The organism is Streptomyces sp. B21-083 (genome assembly GCF_036898825.1).
Taxonomy (GTDB): Bacteria; Actinomycetota; Actinomycetes; order Streptomycetales; family Streptomycetaceae; genus Streptomyces.
On record NZ_JARUND010000002.1, the window covers coordinates 3028692 to 3054213 of the forward strand.

A 25522-nucleotide genomic window follows, 5' to 3' on the forward strand; every position below is an offset into this window, starting at 1 on the left:
GACCGACCACCCCCACGAACACGACCAACCGACCCCTCCTCGCGGCAGCCACCCCGAACCTCCCGCCCCAAGCGGCCCCAACCACCCACGCACCCGACCCGGCCTCCCCGGCGACCACTCCAGGCCGACCCCCACGACCGACCACCCCCACGAACACGACCGACCAACCCCTCCCCGCGGCAGCCACCCCGAACCTCCCGCCCCAAACGGCCTCGGCCTCCCGCAGGGCGGTCGCCTCGGACCAGGGACCGCGGGCAACCACCCCGACTCGGGCCGGCCGCGCGAACCCGGTCGGGTCAGCCCGCCACACCGCAAGCGCCCCGGAAGAGGCGCCTCTGCCAACTCCGGCGCCGCCCATCCCCGCAGACGCGACCGGCCCGGCTCCCCAGACCCCGACCGCCCCGGGCCTCCCGCCTCGGCCACCGTTCACCCCCACGGCCGGCACCCGTCCCGGCCCTGCCGTCGCATCCCACTCCGCCGGTCAACTACGGGACGCGATCGCCGAGTTGGGTGTCCGCCCCGGCGCTCCCCTCATCGTCCACGCCTCCCTGCGCGGCACCGGTCTTGGTCCCTCGCTCGTACGGGACTGTCTGCTCGCCGCGCTGGGAGCCGGCGGCACCCTTGTCGTGCCCGCGTTCACGCCGGAGAACTCCGACACCTCGCGGGCGTACCGGGTAGCCACCGAGGGGCTGACCGAGCGGGAGAAGGCCGTCCACCGGGCCTCGATGCCGCCCTTCGCCGCGGACAGCACGCCGTGTCCCTCCACGGGGGCGCTGGCCGAATGTGTGCGGACCACTCCCGGTGCCGTCCGCAGCACCCATCCGCAGACCTCCTTCGCCGGACTCGGGCCCAGGGCCGCGGAGTTGCTCGGCCGGCACGACCCGCACTGCCATCTCGGTGAGCGCTCGCCGCTGGCCGCGCTGTACGCGGCGGATGCCCAGATCCTGTTGCTGCGCGTCGGGTTCGAGGTGTGCAGCGCGTTCCATCTGGCCGAGTACCGGACGACGCCGCCCACACCTCGGCGTACGTACCGGTGCGTGGTGGGCGAGCGGGGGAACTGGATCTCGTACGAGGATCTCGCCCTGGACGACAGCGACTTCGGCGCGATCGGGAAGCGGCTCCCGCGTGAACTGGTGGTGGAGCGGGAATGGGCCGGAAAAACGGTCACGCTTTGCGCCATGCGCGCCGTTGTGGACCACGCCGTCGATCAGATGGCCAGTTATCGCCCCGGATTGACGTAAAACAAGCAACCCCGGCGAGCCGACCGTCGGGCACATTGTTGGTTCCGGTCAGGTGACCCCGGCGCTGGGGCGCACCGACGGGCAGGGGGGCGTGTGGAAAACACCGAACGGGGTCGGGACCGGGTGCCGGACACCCAGCCCTACTTCTTCCTTTCCTACGCCCACACACCACCCTGGGGCACGGGCGGCGGAGACCCCGATCACTGGGTGCACGTCCTGTACCGGGACCTGTGCAACCACATCATGGCGCTCACCGATCTGCCCGCCGGTTCCCAGGCCGGTTTTATGGACCGGGAGATGCACTCCGGCGAGGGCTGGCCGGAGAAGCTCAGCGAGAACCTCGCCAAGTGCCGGGTGTTCGTACCGCTGTTCTCGCCCCGCTACTTCACCAGCGAGATGTGCGGCCGCGAGTGGTTCGCCTTCCACGAGCGGGTCCTGCACGCCAGGGCCACCGGCGCCGGCTCCGCGTCCGTCATCGTCCCCGCCCTGTGGACCCGGGTGGACTACGACCAACTCCCGGACTCCGTACGGCACATCCACCTCGACCACGCGACCTACGGCGACCGCTACGCCACCAACGGGATCTACGGCCTGATCAAACTCAACCGGCTGCACGACGAGTACGAGGAGACCGTGCTGGGCCTGGCGCAGCGGATCGTGCGGGTCGCCCACGAGTCACCGCTGCCGCCGAGCAGGCCCCGCAACTACGAGAGCACGCCCAGCGCGTTCAAGCCGCGCGGCTCGGGCCCCCGGCACATCCACCTCACCGTGGCCGCACCGACCCGCGACAGCGTCCCCGAGTACCGCGACATCCGGCCGTACGGCGAGGACGCGCAGGACTGGAACCCGTACCATGGTGAGTCCACTCGTCCTCTGCCGTCGCTCGCCGAGGAACTCATCCGCTCCCTCGACTACCGGATCACGGTGTCCTCCTTCGACGACGAGGACACCGGGGAGCCCCAGACGGTGTCGGGCGGCAACTCCCCGGACGACAACGGCGATCAGGGCGAGAAGGACGACAAGGCGGTGGGCAGGCCGGGCATCCTGCTGGTCGACCGCTGGGTGCTGACCGACGAGGAACGGCGGCGGCGGCTCAAGATCTTCGACTCGCACGCCCGGCCGTGGGTGAGTGCCATCGTCCCGTGGAACCGCCTCGACCTGCAGTGTCACAGCTCGGAGGGGCGGCAGCTCACCGAGGAACTGGAGCGCACCCTCCCGTTGATCCTGGACCGGGGCCGGCGCACCGACTGCCGGATCGCCGTGATCGGGGTACCCACGCTCAAGGCCTTCACCGACGTGCTGCCCTCCGTCGTGGCCCATACGACCCGGCAGTTCCTCAAGCACGCGGAGGCCCATCCGCCGCCGGGGCCGCACATCCCGAGGCCCCGCCTGATGGGCCCCGTCCAGCTGCAGTACCCGGAAGCGGGATCCAACGACGGAGGAGAAGCATGACGGCCGTGCAGAACGGACGTATCATCACCTTCTACTCATACAAGGGCGGTACCGGGCGCACCATGGCCCTCGCCAACACGGCGTGGATCCTCGCCGCCAGCGGCAAGCGGGTCCTGGCCGTCGACTGGGACCTGGAGGCGCCGGGCCTGCACCGCTTCTTCCATCCGTTCCTGGAGCCGAACGCACTGGTGGCCACCACCGGAGTCATCAACATCATTCATGACTTCGCGTGGGCGGCGACCACCGGCCCGCAGCGCACCGGCGACTGGCAGGACGACTACGCGAACGTCGAGCAGCACGCCATCTCCCTCACCCCGGAACGGTTCGGGATGAGCTTCAAGGACGGCGGTTCGCTCGACTTCCTGTCCGCGGGCCGCCAGGACCGCGCATACTCGGCGACGGTGTCCTCCCTGGAATGGGACAACTTCTACGACCGGCTGGGCGGCGGCGCGTTCCTCAAGTCGCTGCGCACCAACATGAAGAAGTCGTACGACTACGTCCTCATCGACAGCCGTACCGGACTGTCCGACAACGCGGACATCTGCACCATGCAGATGCCCGATGTCCTGGTCGACTGCTTCACCCTCAGCGACCAGTCCCTGGACGGCGGCGCCGCGGTGGCCCGCAGCGTCGAGGACGGTTCCCTTCCGCACCCGATCCGGGTGCTGCCCGTGCCGATGCGTATCGACGAGGGTGAGAAGGACAAGGTCGACGCCGGCCGGGCGCTGGCCCGGCTGCGCTTCCAGGGGCTGCCCAAGGGGCTCAAGGGCGAGAAACTGGGCCCGGACGAGCAGACGGCCTACTGGGGCAGCGTCGAGATCCCCTACCGCCCCTACTACGCCTACGAGGAGACCCTCGCGACCTTCGGCGACGCGAAGGGCGATCCCAAGTCACTGCTGTCCGCGTTCGAGCGGCTCACCCAGGTCATCACCGACGGCGACGTCACCTCGCTGCCGCCGATCCCCGAGCCGGTGCGGCTGCGCTGCCGTGACGCGTACCTCAGGCGGCGCCCGCTGACCAGCGCGGCCAATGTGGTCGTGGCGTACTCGGCGGAGAACCGGATGTGGGCCGACTGGGTCGAGTCGCTGCTCAAGCGGGTCGGCTGCAACGTCGTGACGCACGACATCTCCGGCGGCCCCGTCGAGCGCGCGGACTCGGCCACCCGCACCGTGATCCTTTTGTCGACCGCGTTCCAGAAGTCCCGGTACGCCGACGCCGTCTGGCGCACCCTCACCGACACCGGCATGGACTCCCCGCCCGGTACGACGGTTCCGCTCCGGGTCGACGAGGTGCGGCTGCCCGAGGCCTACCTCGACCACAACCCGGTGGACCTGCACCGGTTCGACGAGACACAGTGCGCCGCCGCGGTGCTGCGCGCCCTGGGACTGCCCGGGCAGGCACCGGAGGCCGGACCGCACGCGGCCCGCTTCCCCGGCAACACTCCGGCGTATCTGAGCGCACCGCAGCGCAACAACACGTTCACGGGCCGGGACGTCATCCTGGAGCGGATCCGCGACCAGCTCGGCGGCGGTGTCTCCGCCGGCCCCTCGCAGCCCCAGGTCCTGTTCGGGCTCGGCGGTGTGGGCAAGACCCAGGTCGCGCTGGAGTACGTACACCGCTTCATGGGGGACTACGACCTGGTCTGGTGGACGTCCGCCGAGCACGAGGACGATGTCGTCGCCTCGCTCGCCGAACTCGGCACCCGCATCGGTGCGCCCGGCCGTGACGACATCACCATGGCCAGCAAGGAAGCCCGCCAGATGCTGTCGCGGGGCACGCCGACCAGCCGCTGGCTGCTGGTCTTCGACAACGCCGACGACCCGGCCGCGCTGACTCCGTACTTCCCGACCGGCGGCAGCGGGCACATCCTCATCACCTCCCGCAACCAGGCCTGGGCGCAACAGGGTTCGGCCCAGCTCGTCGACGTCTTCCTCCGCGAGGAGAGCGTCGAACACCTCACCCGGCGGGCCAGGGGGCTGACCCCCGAGGCGGCCGACCAGGTGGCGCTGGCGGTGGGCGACCTGCCGCTGGCCGTCGAGCAGGCGGCGGCCTGGCTGGCCGAGACGGCCACGCCCGTGGAGACGTATCTGCGGCAGCTCGCCGAGCAGACCACCGACGTCCTGGACCTCAACCAGCCCGCCGACTATCCGAAGACGGTCGCGGCGACCTGGAACGTGTCCATCTCCCGGCTGAAGGAACGTTCTCCCGCCTCGGTACGGCTGTTGCAGCTGTGCGCGTTCCTCGCTCCGGAGCCGATCTCCTCCGACCTGCTCTACAGCAAGGAGATGATCGACGCCCTCAAGCCGTACGACCCGGCGCTCCAGGAGCCGTTGCTGCTCGGCCGGGTCGTCCAGGAGATCGGGCGGTTCGCGCTGGCCAAGGTCGACCAGGTCAGCAACAGCATCCAGGTCCACCGGCTGGTCCAGGCCGTGATCCGCGCCCAGTTGACCGAGGAGGAGCAGCGCCACGCCCGGCATGTCGTCCACACCGTGCTCGCGGGCGCCCGTCCCGACGGTGACGAGCCGATCGACGACCCCGAGAGCTGGCCCCGGTTCGGCGTCATCTGGCCGCACCTCACCGCCTCCGACGCCCGCAACTGCACCGAGTCCGAGACGCGCCGGCTGCTCATCGACCGGGTCCGCTACTACTGGAAACGCGGTGACTTCCCCAACGCGCAGAAACGCGCCGAGGATCTGCTGGACCACTGGAAGCCGCTGCGCGGCGAGGACGACGTGCAGTATCTGTATCTGCGCTGCCAGCTGGCCAACGTGCTGCGCTCGCAAGGGCGTTACATCGAGGCCCGGGACATCGACACCGAACTGCTGGACCGCCAGCGCCGGGTCCTCGGCCCCACGCACCCGCACACGTACGTCACCACGTCCAGCCTCGCCAGCGACCTCGCCGCCCTCGGTGACTACCGGTCCGCGGTGGACCTCGCCCGTGAGGCGCACGACGGGTTCAGCGAGATCTTCCACGAGTCCCACCCCAGGACCCTCAACGCGGCCAACAACCTCGCCCTCGCCCTGCGCATGGTGGGCCGCTACGGCGAGGCCCGCGACCTCGACCAGGAGACGCTCGACCGACGCCAGCGCGTACTGGGGCCGGAGCATCCCTACACGCTGGCCTCGGCCGAGGGGCTGGGCCGCGACCTGCGCGAGGTCGGCCGGTACGCGGAGTCGGTGGCGGTGTTGTCACAGGCGTACGACACGCACAAGCGCATCCTCGGCAAGGAGTTCCCGGGCACCCTGCGGTGCGCCAAGTCCCTCGCGGTGTCGCTGCGTCGGGCCGGACAGTTCGAGGACGCCCGGCGGCTGACGACGGCGACGCAGGACCAGTACCGGAGCCAGTACAAGGAGCCGACGCCGGACTCGCTGGCCTGCGATCTGAACATGGCGGCCGACCTGTTCGCGGCCGACGACCGGGAGCGGGCCCGCGAGGTCGCCCGGGAGGCGCTGGCCAGGTACATGGACGTACCGGGTGAGGCCCACCCGTACACCCAGGCCGCGCTGAACAACCTCGGTATCTACCACTGGGGCTGCGGCGACACGGAGAAGGCGGACACGGTGTTCCGGCAGGTGCTGCGGCGCATGGGCGAGGTGCTGGGGCCGCAGCATCCGCACTCCCTGTTCTGCGGGGTCAACTACGCCAACGTACTGGCCGGCCAGGGCCGTCTCGACGAGGCCCGGGAGCTGGAGGAGAACGCGGTGGTCACCTTGCGCCAGATCCTGGGCCCGCATCACCCGGAGACCCTGGCCGTGGTCGCCAACTCCGCCTTGACACTCAGCGAGTTGGGCCATGAGGCGGAGGCGGAGCGGCGGCACGGCGAGGCGCTGACGGAGCTGCGGATGCTGCTCGGCGACGAGAACGGGATCACCCGGTTCGCCCACAGCAGGCGGCGGGTGTACCGGGACCTGGAGCCGCTGGCGGTGTGAGGCGGGGTGCGGTGAGGTCCGGGACGGGGGCGTCGGCATCGGGTGGTCGCCGGCGCTTCACCCGGCAGTCGGCCGGGGCCCGCCGTCACGTTCCCGTCGTCCCGCCCGAAAGGCGGGCCTGGAGGCGTCAGGTGCCCGCGCCCGGTGCGGCGGGCGTGCCTGGCGTCCCGGCAGGACCTCTAGGGCTGAGTGGTGTCCGCGAGCAGCCAGTTGAGGGCGATCGGCAGGGCGCGCAGGGACGCGAAGTGGGCCGCCGCCGGTTCCAGGACGGCCGTGGAGCGTGGGATGCGGGCCGCGAGCCAGGAGGAGTGCGAGGCGGGCGAGAAGACGTCCAGCCCGCCGTGCCACAGCAGCACCGGCACATCGATCTGTGCCGGGTCGAATCCCCACGGGCCGGTCAGCGCGAGGGCGTCGTCGATCCAGCCGTACGGTGAAGTGCGCAGCGCCTCAAGGTAGTTGCGCAGGAGCATCGAGCGGATGGTGTTGTCGGAGACGATCATCCGGTCGTCGTCGGTGAGTTCCGTGCGCAGTTCCTCGAGGAGCTTCGCCGGATCGCTGCGGATGGCCGCCGACCGCGGGATGAGCCGGGCCGCGAACCGCTCCGGATCGGTGAACGCCGTGCTGAACTCGTTGACGTTGGAGGGGGCCATGCCGGCGAACCAGTCGAGCCCTTCCGCGTCTCTGGGCGCGAGCCCGACCAGCGCGGCGGCCCGGGTCACCCGGTCCGGCAGCAGCGCGGCACAGGCGAGGGCGTGCGGGGCGCCACCTGATCGCCCGGCGACCGCGAACCGGTCGAGCCCTAGGGCGTCGGCGACCACGGAGACGTCGTTGACCACGTCGACGATCCGCCGGCCCTTCTTGCGGTCCGAACCGCCGTATCCGGGACGGTCGTAGCTGATGAGGCAGGCGCCGTGCTGATACAGGAACATCGCGCGGGGCCGGGGACCGACCCGGCTGCCGGGTGTGCCGTGCAGGAGGAACACGGGGTGTCCGTTCGGGTCTCCCGAGATCTCGACCCGTAAGCGCCGCCCGTCCGCGGTCCGCACATGGTCCGCCACCACCGCCGCGTCCCCCTCCCCCTGGCCGACTCACTCGACCGGGACCACGCTGCCCGATCCCTGCCCGGATGCACAGAGGGCGAAACGGGTATGGCCGGCGCCGGACCTTCCGGCCCGGGGTACCCGGTCCTTTCTTCGGCCCCCTTTCCCCTACTGTTTTCGGAGTCCCGGAGCCCGGGGTCACTCCCCTGACCTCCCCCTTACCCCTACCTGGCACACTGTCCGCACCCGGAGAAGGAGCAACCGCATGTCGATGGTCGGCAGCCTGCGCAAAGTGGCCCGCCTGGCTCGGCGTGGGCGGCCGCGGGTGGACCTCAGTCACCCCGCCCGGTCACCGCTCGGCTCGACCGTCGTCAACTGCGTGATCTACCGCGAGGGTGTACGTCAGCCCACCGCGCCCACCGTCGAGGAGTCCGTCGCCCGCGTCCGCAAGCACCACCGCGGCTTCGTCTGGCTCGGCCTGCACGAACCCTCCGAGACGGAGTTCGCCCGCGTCGCCGAACTGTTCGGGCTGCACCCGCTCGCCGTCGAGGACGCGGTCCAGGCCCACCAGCGTCCCAAGGTGGAGCGGTACGGCGATGTCCTGTTCGCCGTGTTCAAGACGGTCTGCTACGTCGAGCACGAGGAACTCACCGCGACCAGCGAGGTCGTCACCACCGGCGAGATCATGGTCTTCGCGGGCCCCGACTTCGTCGTCACCGTCCGGCACGGCCGGCACGGCTCCCTCGGTCCCCTGCGCGAGGAGCTGGAGTCCGACCCGGAGCAGCTCGGCAGGGGCCCGGCCGCGGTGCTGCACGCCATCGCCGACCATGTCGTCGACGACTACCTGAACGTCACGGACGCCGTCCAGGACGACCTCGACCAGGTCGAGTCGGACGTGTTCTCGCCGCAGAGCCCGCGCACCGCCGACGCCGGCCGTATCTACCAGCTCAAGCGGGAACTCCTCGAACTGAAGCGGGCGGTGGTCCCCCTCGGCCGACCCCTCCAGCAGCTGGCCACCGAGCCGATGCCGTCCGTCGAGCCGGCGATACAGGCCTACTTCCGGGACGTGTCCGACCATCTGATCCGCGCCACCGAGCAGATCCACGCCTTCGACGCCCTGCTCGACTCGATCCTCCAGGCCCACCTCGCGCAGGTCACCGTCGCCCAGAACGAGGACATGCGGAAGATCACCGCGTGGGCCGCGATCGTCGCCGTACCGACCATGGTCTGCGGGATCTACGGCATGAACTTCCAGCACATGCCCGAGCTGCACTGGCGCTACGGCTACCCGCTCGTCCTCGTCGTCATCGCCGCCGCCTGCTTCTTCGTCCACCGCGGTTTCAAACGCAACGGCTGGCTGTGAACACGGCCCACCCCCCGCCCGTACCTTCTGTCGAGTCGTACGTCCGCCGTACCACCCGACCTGGAGAGGCGCAGTGTTCCAGCAGCAAACCCGGCGATCGCCCCGCAGGGCCGTCGCGCTCGCCGCGCTCCTGACGGCCGTCGCCCTCCCCCTGACCACCGCCTGTACGTCGGACACGGACGCGGGCACGGACTCCGGGAAGAAGGCGTCGCCGGCCGCGTCGGAGTCCATGCCGCCCGCTCCCGTGGCGGCCGTGGTCGCGCCGGCCAAGGTCGAGGTGATCGCCAAGCTGACCGGCTGCGAGGTGACGATCCGCACCGACGCGAAGGAACTGCGCGAGGGCGTCTGCCACACCGCCGACGGCGACTACCTGATCACGACGTTCCCCGAGGAGAAGTACAAGCTCACCTGGCTCGACAGCGCGGCCATCTACGGCGGCAAGTACCTGGTCGGCACCAAGTGGGTCATCAGCGCGCCCCCGAAACTCCAGGAATCACTGCGCCAGAAGGTCGGCGGCACCTTCGAGGACCTGAACGACCACGACGCGCAGAACTAGGACTTCGCCGCCACGGGTACCGGCTGCGGCTCGTAGTCGCTGATGACGTACGCCTGCTCGTCGTCGGCCGCGTTCTTCCGCGGGTCCAGGGTGATCCGGACGGGGTGCCCGTCGGGCGCGTACTCCGCCTCCGCCGTGTCCGCGCCCTCGTCGTGGGCCCGGGCCAGCCGGTCCAGCAGCCCGCCGATGGTGGGCACCTCCTCGCGCGCCCGCCGCACCGCGCCCCGCCCGCTCTCGTCGAGCCCGACCACCTTGGCGACCTTCCCGTCCCGCACCGTCACCCGGAACCTGCCGATGAGGCTGCGCTCACCCTCGCTCGACGTCAGCGTGTAGGCGTACGAGGCGGGCTCGTCCCAGGACTCCGCGAACGACGAGAACGAGGAGGAGGGAGTGGGCGAGGTCCCCGACGAGCCCTCCCCGGACTCCGAGGCCCCGGAATCCCCGCCACAGCCGACGACCGTGCACAGCAGCCCCCCGACGAGCACGACGGACGACAGCGATCGGACCGAAGCCATGGTGATCCCCCTGAACAAACGAACGAGTCCCGACTACCGCTACGACGCGTATTCGCCGGAAAACGTTCATCGGAGCACCGAAAGCTCTCAGGCCGCGTGCCCCTGCCCTGCCGCTGCCTGGTCCGTCACCACCCCGGCGATCCCGGTGAGGAAGGCGTCCACGAGGTCGTACGCCCGCTGCCGTGACTCCTCGCGCAGGGCGCGGGTCTCCGCGAGCAGCCGGTCCGGGTCCTCACCGTGCGCCCTGGCCTCGGCCCGGCCGCCCGCGTCCAGCCACTGGAGCAGGGTCTCCTCGTCGAGCTCGGGATGGAACTGCACCCCGAGTGCCCGCCCGGCCCGGAACGCCTGCGGACCGACCGCGCTGCGGGCCAGCTCCACCGCGCCCGGCGGGACCGTGAACCGGTCGAAGTGCCACTGGAACCAGGGCCCCGCCGGAATCAGCCCGGGCACGTCCGACTCGACGGCCGTCCAGCCGATCTCGTGCCGGGGCGCCGCCTCGACGCTCCCCCCGAGGGCGGTGGCGAGCGCCTGCGCCCCGAAGCAGATGCCGAGCACGGGCAGTTCGGCGGCGTACGCGGTGCGCAGCAGCTCCAGTTCGCCGTCGATCCAGGGCGCGACCGAGGCCCTGTCGTAGACCGACCAGGGTGCGCCGAGCAGCACGACCAGGTCGTAGCCGGCCGGGTCGGGGAAGTCGAACTCCACGCCGGGGCTGTCGTACCGCTCGGCCGGTACGACGATCAACTCGTCGATGTCATAGTCGAGTTGGGCGATCCGGTCGCCGACGGGACCGGACAGCGAGAGATGGTCGTGACGTATGACGAGGGCGCGCACGGAGTTCTCCACTTCTGGCAGAGTGGGGGCGGGGCGAGATCATGGCCGGGGGGGGCACGGGGGTCAGCTCTTGGGGCGCCGTCCGCTGCGGCGCGGGGCGGGTTCGGCGCCGTCCAGCAGTTCCAGTCGGCGGTCCTCCCCGTGGGTCTCGACCTGGACGACGATTCTGCGGAGCGCGTCCGCGGTCGCCCGGCACTCCTCGGCGCTCAGCGGCGCGGCGACGAACGCCTCCTCGTCGTTGAAGTCCGGGAAGAGCGTCCGCATCAGCTCCTCGCCCTGCTCCGTGAGCCCGAGCAGCACCCGCCGCCCGTCGGACGGGTGCTCGATACGCCGGACCAGCCCACGTGACTCCAGGGTCCGGGCCACGCCGGTGAGCGTCCCCTTGGAGATCCCGGCCTCCTCGGCCACGAGCCGTGTCTCGGTCTCCCCGGAGATCCAGACGACCCACAGGACGACGAACCCGGTCCATGTCAGATCCGCTCCACGCAGCACGGAGTTCTCGACATGCTGGCGCACGGCGGAGGCGGCCCGGTGGATGTTCGCGACGACGGCCATCTGGTCGTGCCGGATCGGGATGTCCCCGAGTTTGGCCTTGACCAGTTGCTCGGTCTCGACGATCGGTCGCTGCGTCACCGGCACATCCCCTCCCACGACACCATGTCGTTCGGCACCAAATTGTACGAACCCGTCGGCCTCACATGGCGGACGCTCCCCCAGCGACCCGCCTCATCACCTCGCGGCAGAACGCTCCGACCCCGTCCGGATCATCGGTGAACTGGGAGGGCTTCACACAGAACGTCGTGAACCCCAGCTCCATCTGCTCGGGAATCGAGGCGAGCGCCGCCCCGAGATCGGCACAGGACCGGTCGTCCGGGAACACCACCCGCACCCCGCCGATCATCTCCAGTTCGGAGACGTCACGCCCCGCCTCCTTCATCGCCGCCCCGAGAATCCCCATCTCCTCGGCCGTGGGCCGCCCCAGCGGGTTGAAGGCATGTCCGTACCGCACCAGCCGCCGCACCATCGCCGCATGCATCCCGGCGCCGCCCAAACACAGCCGGGGCCCGTCCGCCCGGTACGCCTTGGGCTCGAAGTACACGTTCTCGAAGGGGTAGTTCTCGCCGTCGTGGGACACCGGCGACGGCCCCCACAACTTCGCCCAGATCTCCAGGTGTTCGTCCAGCAGCCGTCCCCGCCGGGTGAAGGGCACCCCGAGCGCGTCGTACTCGTCCCGGCTCCAGCTGACGTTGGGCAGCACCATCAGCCGACCCTCGGAGAGCAGGTCGAGTGTGCCCAACTCCCTTGCCAGCAGCAGGGGATGACGCAAGGGGGCGATCACCGCCGACGCGGCCAGCCGGACCCGCTCGGTCACCGAGGCGATCGCGCCGAGCAGGATCAGGGAGTTGGGCCAGGGCATGTACGGGTCCTGGTTGCCCGGCAGTGCCCAGTCGCGCGGGTTGCCCATGAGGCCGTTCGCGCCGGCGTCGGGGCCGAGCACGATGTGCTCACTGAGCATCACCGAGTCGAATCCGGCGTCCTCGGCCTCCCGGGCCCAGCGCACGAGCAGCGGCAGGTCGACGCGGCCGCCGGTCATGGTCCAGTTCTCGCTGAGGACCAGTTGCATACGCGGAGGAGTCGAGGTCATGTCGTACCCGCCTTTCATTTGAGGTCAAACAATAAAACGGTCAGACCTCCACGGCAAGGGGTCAGCGGTGTGCGGCGGTGGACGGCGAGCGGTGGGCGGTGGCGGCCGGTCAGTCGGTGGCGCGCGGAGCCTGGGCGGCCAGAAAGCGGGAGGTCGGGGCCGGATCCGGGGTCGGATCCGGGGTCGGGTTCGGATCCGGGTTCGGACAGCCGCAGGACGCCCGGACGACCAGGCGGGACGGGAAACGGCGGGTGCGGTCCGTCTCGCCGGGCGTCGCCGCGTCCAGCTCCGGATCGAGCGCCATGTCCACCGCCTTGCGGGCCATCGCCTCGCGGTCGGAGGCGACCGTCGTCAGGGGCGGGTCGGTCATCGCCGCCTCCTTGACGTCGTCGAAGCCCACCACCGCGAGTTCGCCCGGCACGTCGACGCCCAGCTCGCGGGCCGCCCGCAGCAGGCCGATGGCCTGGTCGTCCGTCGAGCAGAACACGGCGGTCGGCCGGCCGGGGGCGGCGAGCAGGCGCAGCGCGGCCTCGTAGGTGTCGTACCGGTTGTAGGGGGCGTGGAACAGGAGCCCGTCGGTGGGACGGCCGGCGTCCGCCATCGCCTTGCGCCAGCCCTCGACATGGTCCGCGACGGGATCGCCGGCCACGGGAGCCGACTCGGGACCGCCCAGGCAGGCCACGGCGGTGTGACCGTGCTGGAGAAGATGCCGGGTGGCGATCCTGGCACCCTCGACATCGTCCGTGACCACGGCGAACTTGCGTACGGACGCGGACCGTTCGTGCATCAGCACGACCCGGGTGTCCATGGTGTCGAGCTCGGCGGCGATCCGGTCACCGAGCCCCAGACTCACCAGGATCAGCGCCGACACCCGCATCCCCAAAAAGGCGTGCAGGTAACGGAGTTCGCAGTCCTCCTGGTAATCGGAGTTGCCGACGAGCACCATTTTTCCCCGGTCGGCGGCGGCGCGTTCCAACGCGTGGGTGATTTCCCCGAAAAATGGCTGACGGGCGTCCGGAACGATCAGCCCCAGCAGATCCGTACGGCGACTCGCCATGGCCTGGGCCACCCGGTCGGGCCGGTAGCCGAGTTCCCTGACGGCTTCGAGAACGCGTCGGCGTTTCTCCGCCGAGACGGGCCGGGGGCCATTGTTGACGACGTAACTCACGACCGCACTGGAAGTTCCCGCGAGCCTGGCGACGTCGTCGCGTGTCACCTTTGTCACCGGGTGAGTCTACGGGCGTCAAATACCCCGCTGGAAAGGAACGTTGGCTTTCGGCCAGGGCTCCGAAACGGGTTCACGGGTGCCTCGTGCCGGGCATCGTGAGGACAGGACGGACGGGACGGGACAGGGTGGGACGGCAGCGGCGCCGGCCTGTCGGGTCGCGTACCGGCCAGGGGACGTCGACGAGCCGGGCGGAAGGCTGGTGTGCGGCTTTTCCCACGGCACCAGGGCCCCTGACATTCACCTGCCCCACGGGCGGTCACACCCGTACCGCGGGGGGAACGTCTCCGGTCGTGCCGGACAGCGTGCGGGGCGGAGCGGAGGGGGGACAAGGCCATGGGGACATCCTTGCGCACCCGTTTACGAAGGCTGCCCGAGGTGGTCCCCGGGATCGTGCTCGGCGCGGCGGGCCTGCTGGCCGTCGGCGTGCTGGCCGGTCTGGTGGTGGACGTCTCGGCTCTGGTGCGTTCCGACGGCTATGCGCTCGGGGCGGCGCTGCTGCTCGCGGTCGGGCTGTACGGGAGCACGTACTCGATCGATCTCAGGGCGCTGCGGGCCGATCTGCCCGGTGTGTTGGCCGCGGTCACCCTTGGTGTGGTCCTGAAGGCCGGGCTGATCGCCGGCACGATGGTGCTGGTGTTCCGGCGGCCGGAGTACCTGGTGCTCGGCATCGCCGTCGCCCAGATCGACCCGCTGTCGGTCGCCGCCCTGACCGGCAGGGGGCGGATGTCGCCGCGCGCCCATTCGCTGCTGACGGCGTGGGCCTCGTTCGACGACCCGATGACGGTCCTGCTGACGCTGTATCTGGCGGGCTACGCCTACAGGGCGGCGGGGCACGAGGGCACCCCTGAGATCAGCCGGGGCGCGGGCGGCGACTACGCGACCGGGCTGCTCTTCAACGCCGTACTCCTGGCCGCCGTGGTGCTGTCGTGGTGGGCCGGGCGGCGGGCGGCGGCACGGTTGCCGGACGTGGTGGCGGTCCGGCGCACGAAGGCGGGCGGCGCGGTGCTGCTCGTCGGGGCGATGCTGGTGCTCGCGGCGCTGAACCAGCTGATGCTCGGGGTGGCGCTGGCCGGTCTCGTGCTGCGGGCCAAGGTGCTGGACAAGACGGTCGGCCGGGCGGTGGGCGGCGCGTTCCTCGCCGCGTTCCTGACGCTCGGGCTGCTGCTCGCGCACGGGGTGCGGCTGTGGCCGGGGTTCGTGCTCGGGGTGGCGGCGTTCGCCGCGCAGGCGGTGGTGGCCCTGGTCGTACTGCCGTTGTTCGTCAGGGGGTTGGAGCGCGGCGACCGGATCGCGCTCGGTCTCGGCCAGCAGAACGGCATCACGGCCGTACTGATCGCCCTGACCCTGGAGCGGGACTTCCCGGGCACCGTCGCGACGGTCGGGCCGGCCGTCATCACCGTCAACCTGCTGTACGGCGCCTCCCAGGCGCTCCTGACTCATCCACCCCGCCGATGGCGGGCGCGCACCGGCCGGGAACTCTCCTCCGACTCCGAGCGTCACTCTCCGTACGACCAGCGGGCGGAGGACGAACAGTCGGTCGCGTGACCGGAGTCGGGATCCCGGAGTTCTGGAGTTCCGGGTTCCGTAGTAGGGAGTTCCGGCGGTCCGGAAATGTGGGACAGGCGGCGACCGCGGGGAATGAAGACGTACGAGACGCAGCAAGGCGTGTGAAGTGCCGGCACCGGACGGGGGAGACGCTGATGAGGCAGGCGGGGAGATCAGGGGTGCGGGGGGTGCCCTGCGGTGGCACCCGGCCGCCGGTCCGGAGCACCAGGAGCGCCCGGAGTTCCAGGGGTACCGCTCCCCCGGGTCGGCGGCCTCGCGCTCGGCACGCGTCCCGCGCGGCGACCGGGGCGGTCCTCCTGCTGCTGGCCACCGGTACCGCGCCGGCCTTCGCCGCGGCCGCCGGGGGCGCCGACTCCCCTGAGCGGGATGCCCAGTTGGTGTACTGCCTCGACCCCGTCCACCGCACCGACCTGCTCACGGCGGCCGTCAGGCTGGGGCTGCTGAAGGCCGACGCGAAGGTTTCGCCGGAGCGGTGGGCCAAGGACCACGCCGAGGACTTCGGGCGGGCCTGCGCCGCGCTGATGGCCGCCGAGTCCAACTCCCCGGCGTCGGCCGCGCAGCAGGACAAGGGCGGCGGCGAGGACGGCTGGTTCGTGGCCCTGCTGAAGCAGCTGCCCCTGCTCCTGGCGGGCGCGCTGCTCACCCTGGGCGGCCAGTCCTACGAGCGCGGGCAGTCCGAACGGCGTTCACTGCGGCAGGAGTTGGGGACGACGGAGAGCGCGTACCGGGCTGCCGTACGGGAGTACCTCGCCGACTACCGGCAGGACGAGCGGGCGGACCACGCGGCGGTGCGTGCCGCACGGGACGCGCTGGCCCTCGTGCTGTCCCGGGTGCCCGACCCTCCGGCCCGGCGGGCGGCGGCCGAGCGGCTCGCCGACGGGCTGCCGCTGGCCGAGCCGTTGCCACGGACCGCCGGCCGGTATCTGCCCGACTCGCCGACCCTCACTCGTACGGCCGACCGGGAACAGGAGTCCGTGGACCGCTGGCTGCGCTCCCTGTCCGGACTCAACCGCACGTCCCTGTACTGGAGTTGGCGCTCCCTCCACAACCGGCCGGTGCGCCCCGGGGCAGCGGGAACGGGGGACGGGGAATGACCGTGCCGCAGGACGAGTACGACGAGAACCCGTTCGGCGTCTTCCTGCCGGAGATCAGGGACCTGCTGCCCGCGGGGCACGCCCGGCCGAAGGACGACCATCCGCTGGTGCCGTGGAAGGACGGCAGTCACGCCCACCAGTGGGTGGACGTCGACCACGCCCGGGAGCAGCTCGACCTGTTCGAGGAATGTCTCCAGGCCCAGCTGACCGGCCTGCTGCTGCCGGACGTGGGCGGCCACCTGGTCGTGGTGACCGGGCCGGTGGGCATGGGCAAGACCACCCTCATCCACCGGTGCGTGCACCGGGCGCACGAGTACTTCCAGGAGCTCGCGCGGAAGTTCAGGGAACAGCAGCGGCCCCACCTCGCGCCGCGTCCCATCGTGGCGATGGCCGGGGGATACGTGAACGGCGGTGAGGACGTCAGCTGGGACGGCAGCGGCCACTTCGCCAGCACCCAGAAGATCAACGCGGCCATCCGCAACAAGCTCGTCGAGACCCTGGAGAAGGAGTTTCCCGGGATACCGCTCGACCCGTCGGTCACCGGGGACGACATCCGCGCCGCGTTCAGAGGCATCAGCAGACTGCTCGTCCAGCAGAACAGTCTGCTGTTCGCCATCGTCCCGCACATCGACTGGCGGGACGCCGGTGGCGAGGTGCGGACCAACTTCCTCAAAACCTGGCTGAGCCACGCACAGAGCCGGATCGTACTGTTCGTCGAGATGAGTCACCGGGACCGGAGCACGGCGGGCGAGGTGATCGCGGGACTGCCCCGGGAAACGGCGGTCACCCTTCTCTCGCTCGGTTCGCTCGCCACGGAGGACACCGTGAAGTTCACCGAAGCCGCCCGCGGCGGCCATCCCGACCGCGACGACGCGCCGCCGCCCGCGATTCCGGGGCAGGCCCAAGGCCCGAAGCCGGACTCCGACCCGTGGCGCGACGCCGACGTACGGTACCTGCGCCAGCAGTGTTTCCGGATCGCCGAGCGGCAGCGACTCGCGGACGGCCGGGTGCGGGTGACCGCCCGTCATCTCACCCCGCCCGGCCTCGACATCGCGGCGCTGGCCCGCGTGGACCTCAGACCCGACTAGCCGCAGGACTCCCGACGCGCGCGTTCCACCCGTACACAGGAACCGAACAGCTGTCCCCGTTTCCCCCGCTCGCCGCTCCCAAGGCCGACACCGGACACACGAGGAGTGCCAACGTGACGCCGACCAGTGGACACACCTGGCACCGGAACCCCTTCCCTCTGATCCCTGTCGTGCGCCTGGGGCCGTCGTCCGACCTGGGGGAGGCGCGGGTCCAGGCCGCCAACTCGGGCAACGCGCACATAGACACCCCGCTGATCACGGACATCGAGGCGCTCGTCGACGACTACTTCGCGCCGCCGGCCGCCGGTGGCCGGCGGGGCCGGGCGATCGCCCTGGTGGGTGAGTTCGGCCTCGGCAAGAGTCACGCCCTGCGCCGGACCTACCAGACCATCCAGACGCGGCACCCCGAGGCGGCGACATGGATCGTGGACGAACCGGCGCAGGACATGGGGCGGCTCTACCGCGACCGGCTGCGCGGACCCGGCGACACCGAGCAGGGCAAACGGTCCTTCGAGGAGCTGGTGCGGGACTACTACGCGTATGTGACGGCCGGCTGGGTGGGCACCGATGACGACGACCCGCGCCGCGGCACCCTGGAGGACATCGCGACCGGGCTGCTCCGCCGTGAGCTCGACCCGGACAAGGTCGTCTCCGCGCTGCGCTACGACCCCGAGGTGATCCACGCCGATCTGCGTGGCAGGCTGAGCGAGGTCACCGAGCACCGCAGGTTCTCCACCGCGCTCGCCCTGCTCCTCGAACCGCCGTTCAACCGGATGGTGTGGAACTGGCTGAACGGCGCGGAGCCCGCCGAACCGCTGCGCGAGCGCGGCATCATCGAGGCGATCGTCCCCGCGGGCGAGCACCCGGACCTCGTCGCCGGCATCGACCGGGTCTTCGAGGCGCTGGCCGTGCAGGGCTTTCTGCACGGCCGGGTCTCACGGCCGTACGTCCTGCTTCTCGACTCGCTGGAGAAGGTGCTGGACTGGCCGGACCGCGACCGGCGGGCGTTCATGGACGCCTTCGAACGCCTCATCAACATCTATACGAGCCTCGGCGGTCTGCTGGTGTTCTGCACCTCGCCCGACGGGCTGCGGGCACTGCGCCAGAGCGTGCACGAGCGGGTGGTGCAGCTGTGGCCGACGGGGCTCGACCAGAACCGTACGAGGGACCTGGTGGCCGGCTATCTGGCCATGGGCGACGAGGCGACCGGCGGAACCCCTGGCGAGGAACCGCCGCCCACCGGACCCTTCGACGACGAAGCCATGCGCCTGCTCCACGAGTTGACCGAAGGCGTGCCCCGCGAGGTGCTCAAGACCTCCCAGCTCGCCTGGCTCCTCAGCGAGGAACCTCCGCCGGCCGATGACACGAACAGGGAGCCCGTGGTGCGCCGGGTGCCCGGTGCGACGATGCTCAGGGCGGTCCGGGAGCTGCACGAGCGGGTGTCCTACCAGCGGGTCATGGGCGATGTGCACGACGCCCTGAACGTCGGCCAGTGGCGGATCGCCTCCCGTGATCCGGTGCCGGCGAGGCTCGCGCGCTCGGCGGGCGGCCGGGAGGAGGTCCTGTACTGGCTGTCGCCGGCCCCGAACGCCTACATCGCGGTGGTCTACGCCCGCTCCCTGCTCCTCGCCGACGACGTCGAACGGATCGTCACCCAGGTGAACGGACTGCGCGGCGCGGTGCGCCCGGGGCGGTTCGAGGCACTGCTGGTGGTCAACGGGCTGGTGTCGCACGCGATGCAGGACCGGCTCGGCCGGTCGATCGGCTCCCGCCCGCTGGTGTACCGGCAGGGCGGGTTCCCGACGAAGGTGCACGAGGCGCTGCTGCAGCTGGAGCGGCGGCTCGTGGAGGAGGGCCGGGAGGAGGATCTCGCCGAACTGGGCGAGCGGATGCGCCGGAACCTGGCGCAGCAGACGGCCCATCTGGACGAGATGCGTCGCAACCTGGCCGCGATGACACTGGAGGTGCGTCCGGGCGCGACGGGGGTGCCCGGAGGGGCGCCGCAGTCCGTTCGCGCGGCCCCCGAGGCGGAGCCGGCCGAGGAGTTGCCGGGACCGGTGTGGCGCCGGTTCCGGGACGCGCTGGCGATGCTGGAGTCGGTGACCCGACGGGTGGCCGGCCGGACCATGAACCGGCGTACGGCGGCGAGCGCGGCGGAGCTGAGCGTGCTGGGCTGCGCGACCCTGGTGCGGGCGCTGACGGAGGACTTCCGGGGCGCTGTCGCGACCTGGGCCCGGGCGGCGACGCCGGGTACGCCGACCGAGGTCCAGCTGAGTGAACTGCGCCGGATCTGCCGGGAGTACGAGAGCGCGGTCGAGGTGCTGCCGGTGCATCTGCTGGGCAACGCCGAGCACCAGCACCCGCTGACCCCGGCCCGCACGGTGGAGGTGCTGGCGGAGGAGGTGTGGGGGACGCTGAGCGCTCCGGCGGTGCCCTAGTACGGCTGGTCAGCGGGGCGGGGGTACGGTCACGCCGCCCGTGGTCCGGGCGAGGCCCGCGAGCCGCCGTTCCGCGTTGCCCACCTGCCGCTGGTCGAGGGTGACGCCGAGGAGGAAGGCGCGGGGCGAGGTCCAGTGGACGTACACCGCACCCTCCTGGACGTCGAGGACGAGCCGTTCGACGGAGGCGCCGCTGCCCGGGGGCGGGGCGATCAGGTCGAGCGCGTCCTTGAGGCGGATCAGATGACCGCGCAGGCTGCGCGAGAGGTCGCGGTAGGCGGTCCGCCGGGTGCGCACGCTGACGTCCATGAAGCGCGGCCCGAGTTCCTGGCTGTCGAAGACGTCACCGACACAGACCAGGGTCCAGTCCCGGTAGTAGCCCGCGTACTGGAGGTCCGTGGTGTTCACATGGCCGCGCCACAGATCGCGCAGCCGCTGCTCGTACACGGTGTCGGGGGCGGCGGCCGTACCGAAGTCGACGTGGGGGCCCGCGGTTGCCTCGCCGCTCTGGAGATGGGACTTCGCCTGCACGTCACCGCCGAGCAACTCGTCGGGCAGCCCGTGCACTTCGGTACGGATACGGGCGACGAGCCCGTTCATCGCCTCGTCCATGTCGGACACGCCGTCGGGTACGTCCGTCACCGCCGCCAGGAACTCGTCGGGGCGGGCCCGGCCGCCCCACAGACCGGCGCGGGTGCCGGCGAGGACAGTGCGCATCAGCTCGCCGGTCTTCAGCGGGCGCAGGACGGCGCCCAGATCCTGGGTGCAGAGCAGCAGCCTGGAGCCGGGCAGCGACTCGTTCTGCGCGTCGTCACCGATCTCCGTGATCAGGCTGGAGAGCGGGGCGCGGTCCGCTCTCAGGACGGCGAAGTCGAGGATGCCGTTGCTGTAGTGCGCAAGGGAGCGGATCGCGGGCGTCCGCGCGACGGTCTCCTCGCACAGCGCGGTTATCAGGCCGTGGCGCTTGGAAGTCCAGTGGGACTCCTTCAGCGTGATGCTCCGAAGCGGTACGGGGGCTGCCACGGGGGCTCACCTTTCACTGGTCGGTGCGCGGTGCCGGCCGGCGGCTTGCTGGTCGGGGCTCGCGGATCGGTGCCTTGCCGGCCGGCGGCTTGCTGGTCGGTGACGTGCGGATCGGTGCCTTGCCGGCCGGCGGCTTGCTGGTCGGGGCTCGCGGATCGGTGCCTTGCCGGCTGGCGGCTTGCGGGTCGGTGACGTGCGGATCGGTGCCTTGCCGGCCGGCGGCTTGCGGTCGGGGGCTCGCAGGGCGGCGCCTTACGGTCGGCGGTTCGCTGGTCGATGACCAGCTGGTCGGGGGCTCGCGGATCGAGGGCTTGTTGGTCGGTGGCCGGGGGGTGCCCGGGTGGGCGGGGGCCGGTCATACGTCGGGGAGTTCCAGGTCGATGTCGTAGCCCGAGGGTGGGGCGGGGCGGGTGGGGTCGATGCCTGTGAGGTGGTCCAGGTGGGCGGTGACCCGGCGGCCGCCGACGCGGTGGGCGATGCCCAGGTCGCCGAGGCGGCCCAGGGCGGTGCGGGCGAGTTCGACGGCCTCCTCGTCGCGGCCCGCCGCAGCGAGCGTGGCGGCAAGGGAGTTCTCCGCGACGGCGACCCAGGGATGGGCCCGGCCCAGCTTGTGGGTGAGGAGGTTGAGCGCGCCCAGGCCTACTTCCTCGGCCAGCCGCAGCTCGCCGGTGGCCCGCAGATAGACGCCGTGGCGCACCTGGGCGACGCCCGTGTAGGGGTGCCCCGGCCCGAACCAGTGGGCGAGGCTGTCCACGCACTGCCGGGCCTGCTGTTCGGCCTCCTCCACCTTGCCGAGGGCGTGCAGGTCGGCGGCGTAGCTGAACCGGCAGCGGACGGTGTCGAAGCGGTCGGGGCCGAACCGGTCGACGTACAGGCCGAGGGCCCGCAGGTCGCGCTCGTGGGCGAGTTCGTAGCTGTAGAGGGGGTCCTTGAAGGCGGGGAAGCCGTCGGCGAGTCGGCGTTCGCTGACCGCGAGGCCGACCTCGGTACGGAGCCGGACGAGGTCCCAGCTGTCGCCGTGCCGGCGCAGTTTCTGGCGCAGCAGGTCACGCGCCTCGCCGTCGCGTCCGGCGGCGCGGTACAGGTAGGCGAGCAGTTCGGCGGCGTTCCAGGCGACGGGGTCGTCCGCGCCGCCGACGGCCTGGCGGTAGCGGAAGCGGTCCTGGATCGCGGTCAGGGCGGGGGCGACCCGGCCGGTGAGCGCCTCGGTGAGGGCGAGGTTGTGCTCGGCCTGGATGGTGGCCGGGTGCTGCGGGCCGAGCAGCAGGGTGAGACCCGCGAGGACGGGCCGCAGTTGCAGCAGGGCGTCGTCGAAGCGGCCCAGCGCGCGCAGGGTGGCGGCGTAGGAGTCGGCGGAGAGCAGGGTGCGCGGGTGGGTGATGCCGAGGAGCCGGCGGTGGCCGCGCAGGGCGTCCTGAGCGATCTGCCGGGAGAGGTCGTAGTCGCCGCGCAACCGGTGGGCGCGGGCGACGAAGTTGAGCAGCCGCAGATACTCGGGTGACTGTTCGTCATTGTCACCTCTGTCACCTCTGTCACCTCTTTCACCCCTTTCATCCCTCTCGTCGCCGTTCTCGCTGTCGTCGCTGTCATCGACTCGCCACTGCTCACGGGCCCGCCCGGCGATGTCGAGGAGGCGGTCGAGGTCGGCGGCCTCGGCACGCTGGCTGAGGGCGCCCAGGTGGCGCAGCAGCGAGCGGCGCACCCGTGGCCGGGGGTCCTCCCACAGGCGCAGCGAGAACACCTCACGGGCCCAGTCGGGGGGCAGGTCCGATCCCTGCGAGGCGTGTTCGGACAGGACGCTGCGCAGTACGGACTCGATGTGCGCGCGTTCGGCGGGGTCCATGCCTGCCCGGATCAGGTCGCGCAGCCCGTGGTGCTGGACGAGCGGCTGCCGGGTGCGGTCGAAGTCGACGTCCAGCAGGCCCACTTGGGCCAGGGCCCACAGGGCGACGCTCACCATGTGCTCGTCGGGCAGCAGGACCTCGGTGCCGGCGGGTGCGGGCGTCGACGACTCGTCGTCACGGGCGAGTTCGGACAGGATGCGGCGCGAGCGCAGCAGCTCCAGGCCCATGCCCCGCCCGGTGAGCAGGGAGGCGGCGCCCAACAGCCAGCCTACGGCGTCGCGTTCGGGGCTCTCGGCGCCCCAGGCGAGGGCGCCCGGGGTGGTCGTCACGACCCGCCGGGCGACCCGCACCATCACCGCGACGGGCGACACCGCGTCGGTGGTGCGCAGCAGTTCGGTCTTGCCGGCGCGGTACTCGGCGAGGAGGTCACCGACGGCGGCGCGGACCGCGGCATCCTGGTTCATGTGGTCGTCGCGGCGGTGCGCGGCGGTCCGCTCGGCGAGACAGTGGGCGGCGAGGTGCAGGGCCTGCGGGACCGAGTCGACGACGCTGCCGATCTGCCGGGCCTGCCGCTCGCTGATCTCCGGCACCTTCTCGGCGAGCAGCACGCGGCTCTCCTCGGTGTCCATCGGGGTGATGGCCAGGGGCCTCAGATGCGGCGGCCGTACGTCCTCGGCGGGGTCGCTCCCGGCCGGTGCGGTCCGGCTGGTGATGAGGACGTGCCCGCGCTCGTGCGGCACGGGCAGCAGGCCGTGCAGTTCGGCGGGGTCGGTGACACCGTCGTAGACGATGAGCCAGTTGTCCGCCTCGGCGTCGGTGCGGGAGAGCCGGGACAGCAGCCGGGAGATGGCGTCCCCGTCGGTGCCGACCCGGTCCTCGGGCGCGCCCAGGCGCCCGGCGAGCCGGCCGAGGCCGCGCTCGACGCGGGTGCGCTCCCAGGCGCGCACCCACCACACCACGTCGTACGAGGCTCCGACCCGGTGGCACAGTTCGTACGCGGTGTCGCTCTTGCCCCAGCCGCTGGGGCCGTGCAGCACCAGGCACGCGCCGTCGCGGGCGGCGCCGCGCAGCTCCTCGTGAAGCGTGCCGAGCAGAGCGGCCCGGTCCACGAAGGCGTTGTTGCGCGCCCCCACGTTGGTGGTCTCCGGCAGCCGAGGGAACCCGGCGCCGTCGCCGCTGTCGCCGGGTTCGGCCGCGCCGAGGCCGAGACCGGTGTACAGCAGCCGCAGAGCCTCGTCCTCGGTGGTGTCGCGCAGGTCGATCAGCTCGTGGTGGGCGGCCTCGGTGTGCGGGAACGGCTCGTCGACGAGGAGGATGCGGACGTCGGTGTGGGAGAGGGCGCCGATCTGTTCGAGGAGCGTGTCGTCGGCGTCGTCGGGCGACAGGAAGAGCAACGCGGCGCCGGGGTCGGGGCGTTCACCGGCGTAGGTGTCGCCGCGGCGCAGCTCCGTGCGCACTCCCTTGACTGCGAGCCGGTCGCGCAGCCACGCGGCCCACAGTGCGTGCCGGGCCGAGTGGACGACGGTGACGTCGGTGAGCCGGGTGGCGCGGCGGGCGCGCAGCCAGTCGGCGAGCTGCTCGTAGTAGGGGCGCAGTCCGCTGACCGTGCCGGCGTCCTCCGCGTCGACGGCGAGGCTGCGGCTGTCCTGGTAGAGCGGGTTGTACGGGATTTCGAGGAAGGGGACGTCGGTCCTGCCGAGCGCGGCGGCGACCGGGGCGAACTTCCGGCGCACCCGCTCGCGGGAGTCGCGCAGCCGGTCGTGGACGCCGATGTCGCTCTTGAGACCGAGGGTGAGCAGCCGCACGGGCCGGCCGCCCCGGCGGACGATCAGGTCCTCGGCGAGCGCGGCGGCCCCGTCGATGGACCAGGCGGTCATCGCGAAACAGACGACGAGTGTGTCGGCGTCCGCGGCGAAGCGCACCGGTTCCGTCTCCTCGGAGGCGTCCGGTACGGGGGCCTCGACGAGGAGATGGTCGTACGCGGCGGCGACGGGGTCCTCGGCGAGTGCGGCCAGGGCGGGGCCGCCGGGGGTGGTCACGGCGTGCACGTGGCCGGGTTCGGGGCGGGGGAAGGGCGCGCCGGCGTCGGGTTCGCCGGAGCGGCCGTCGACGAGGAGGACGCTGCGGTTGGTGTCGGCGAGGATGTCGGCGACGTTGCGCAGGGTCGTGCTCAGGCCGAGGTTCTCGGAGGTGGCGAGGAAGACCGCGAACGGCCCTGGCCGGTCAGGGGTGTTGGCGTCTGGCATGGCTTCTCCGCTCGGCACGTCTCCGCTCGGCGCGGCGGTGAACAAGGGGGACAAAAAGGGCAGCCGAGGAGCGCCAGTATAGGACGCGGCGCACCTGGCGCACGGCGTCCGGAACGCTCCCGCGTGCCCCGTGTCTCATACGCTCTCGCTGTGCCCGGTGACGAAGGGATTGCCCTCGGCGCAGCTGTCGTACACCTGGCGCAGGAGCGCGCCGAGCACCGAGTCGGGCAGGGCCCCGATGTCCTCGGGCGACAGGGCCACGAGGTCGAGAACGACCGACTCGACCTCGGGGTCCGAGCCGACGCCCGCTCCCGCTCCTGTACCCGCCCCGGCGGGGGCGGTGCCGTCGGCGACTGCCATGCGGGTCACTCCATGGGGTGTCGGAGGAACGCGGAGAGGCTCTCCAGCGTAGCGCCGCCA

The 25522-nt window shown here is 71.6% G+C and carries 18 protein-coding genes; 9 read left to right on the forward strand and 9 right to left on the reverse strand.

Annotation, left to right across the window (positions count from 1 at the left end):
• Window positions 1-506 precede the first annotated feature (506 nt).
• The 3 genes from QA861_RS37515 (at window position 507) to fxsT (QA861_RS37525) (ending at window position 6625) form a co-directional block, all read left to right on the forward strand.
• The gene (locus QA861_RS37515) at window positions 507-1241 is read left to right on the forward strand and encodes an AAC(3) family N-acetyltransferase (RefSeq protein WP_334593224.1); all 735 of its coding nucleotides are present in this window, start codon (window positions 507-509) and stop codon (window positions 1239-1241) included.
• Between the two features lie 93 nt (window positions 1242-1334).
• Window positions 1335-2693: a TIR-like protein FxsC gene (locus QA861_RS37520; protein WP_334593225.1), complete on the forward strand. Its 1359-nt coding sequence runs from the start codon at window positions 1335-1337 to the stop codon at window positions 2691-2693.
• On the forward strand, window positions 2690-6625 hold the full coding sequence (gene fxsT / locus QA861_RS37525; RefSeq protein ID WP_334593227.1) for an FxSxx-COOH system tetratricopeptide repeat protein: 3936 nt from the start codon (window positions 2690-2692) through the stop codon (window positions 6623-6625). The genes QA861_RS37520 and fxsT (QA861_RS37525) overlap by 4 nt, the downstream gene beginning before the upstream one ends.
• A gap of 179 nt (window positions 6626-6804) precedes the next feature.
• On the opposite strand, the gene QA861_RS37530 is transcribed toward fxsT (QA861_RS37525), so the two are convergent.
• Window positions 6805-7683, reverse strand: coding sequence for an alpha/beta fold hydrolase (locus QA861_RS37530; protein WP_334594971.1), 879 nt, complete (start codon window positions 7681-7683; stop codon window positions 6805-6807).
• A 247-nt stretch (window positions 7684-7930) separates the two neighbouring features.
• Between QA861_RS37530 and QA861_RS37535 the strand changes: the two genes are divergently transcribed.
• A complete protein-coding gene (locus QA861_RS37535) occupies window positions 7931-9028 on the forward strand; it encodes a magnesium and cobalt transport protein CorA (protein WP_334593228.1) in 1098 nt (365 codons plus the stop codon).
• Window positions 9029-9101: 73 nt separating this feature from the next.
• Complete coding sequence (locus tag QA861_RS37540; protein ID WP_334593230.1) at window positions 9102-9584, forward strand: hypothetical protein; 483 nt, start codon at window positions 9102-9104, stop codon at window positions 9582-9584.
• Here QA861_RS37540 and QA861_RS37545 read toward each other — a convergent pair.
• The 5 genes from QA861_RS37545 to QA861_RS37565 form a co-directional block, all read right to left on the reverse strand.
• Entirely contained in the window at window positions 9581-10099 is a 519-nt protein-coding gene (locus QA861_RS37545) for a DUF6174 domain-containing protein (protein WP_334593232.1), read from the reverse strand. The genes QA861_RS37540 and QA861_RS37545 overlap by 4 nt on opposite strands.
• Window positions 10100-10186: 87 nt before the next feature.
• Entirely contained in the window at window positions 10187-10942 is a 756-nt protein-coding gene (locus QA861_RS37550; RefSeq protein WP_334593234.1) for a type 1 glutamine amidotransferase, read from the reverse strand.
• 51 nt (window positions 10943-10993) lie between these two features.
• Window positions 10994-11563, reverse strand: a complete 570-nt coding sequence (locus tag QA861_RS37555; RefSeq protein WP_443041628.1) for a MarR family winged helix-turn-helix transcriptional regulator — start codon at window positions 11561-11563, stop codon at window positions 10994-10996.
• A 61-nt stretch (window positions 11564-11624) separates the two neighbouring features.
• The gene (locus QA861_RS37560; protein WP_334593236.1) at window positions 11625-12575 is read right to left on the reverse strand and encodes a TIGR03619 family F420-dependent LLM class oxidoreductase; all 951 of its coding nucleotides are present in this window, start codon (window positions 12573-12575) and stop codon (window positions 11625-11627) included.
• A 109-nt stretch (window positions 12576-12684) separates the two neighbouring features.
• Window positions 12685-13800 carry a LacI family DNA-binding transcriptional regulator gene (locus QA861_RS37565; protein WP_334593237.1) on the reverse strand — a complete coding sequence of 372 codons (1116 nt, stop codon included), beginning with the start codon at window positions 13798-13800 and terminating at the stop codon, window positions 12685-12687.
• Between the two features lie 336 nt (window positions 13801-14136).
• Between QA861_RS37565 and QA861_RS37570 the strand changes: the two genes are divergently transcribed.
• From QA861_RS37570 to QA861_RS37585, 4 genes are all read left to right on the forward strand, one after another.
• Entirely contained in the window at window positions 14137-15348 is a 1212-nt protein-coding gene (locus QA861_RS37570; protein ID WP_334593239.1) for a cation:proton antiporter family protein, read from the forward strand.
• Between the two features lie 155 nt (window positions 15349-15503).
• A complete protein-coding gene (locus QA861_RS37575) occupies window positions 15504-16463 on the forward strand; it encodes a hypothetical protein (RefSeq protein ID WP_334593240.1) in 960 nt (319 codons plus the stop codon).
• A complete protein-coding gene (locus QA861_RS37580; protein ID WP_334593241.1) occupies window positions 16460-17551 on the forward strand; it encodes a hypothetical protein in 1092 nt (363 codons plus the stop codon). The genes QA861_RS37575 and QA861_RS37580 overlap by 4 nt, the downstream gene beginning before the upstream one ends.
• 113 nt (window positions 17552-17664) lie before the next feature.
• Complete coding sequence (locus QA861_RS37585; protein WP_334593242.1) at window positions 17665-19989, forward strand: hypothetical protein; 2325 nt, start codon at window positions 17665-17667, stop codon at window positions 19987-19989.
• Window positions 19990-19998: 9 nt separating this feature from the next.
• On the opposite strand, the gene QA861_RS37590 is transcribed toward QA861_RS37585, so the two are convergent.
• The 3 genes from QA861_RS37590 to fxsA form a co-directional block, all read right to left on the reverse strand.
• The gene (locus tag QA861_RS37590) at window positions 19999-21012 is read right to left on the reverse strand and encodes a hypothetical protein (RefSeq protein WP_334593243.1); all 1014 of its coding nucleotides are present in this window, start codon (window positions 21010-21012) and stop codon (window positions 19999-20001) included.
• A gap of 355 nt (window positions 21013-21367) precedes the next feature.
• Window positions 21368-25102 (reverse strand): FxSxx-COOH system tetratricopeptide repeat protein, encoded by a 3735-nt coding sequence (fxsT, locus tag QA861_RS37595; protein WP_334593244.1) that lies wholly within the window; start codon window positions 25100-25102, stop codon window positions 21368-21370.
• A 135-nt stretch (window positions 25103-25237) separates the two neighbouring features.
• Window positions 25238-25462: an FxSxx-COOH cyclophane-containing RiPP peptide gene (fxsA, locus tag QA861_RS37600; RefSeq protein ID WP_334593245.1), complete on the reverse strand. Its 225-nt coding sequence runs from the start codon at window positions 25460-25462 to the stop codon at window positions 25238-25240.
• Between the last annotated feature and the right edge of the window lie 60 nt (window positions 25463-25522).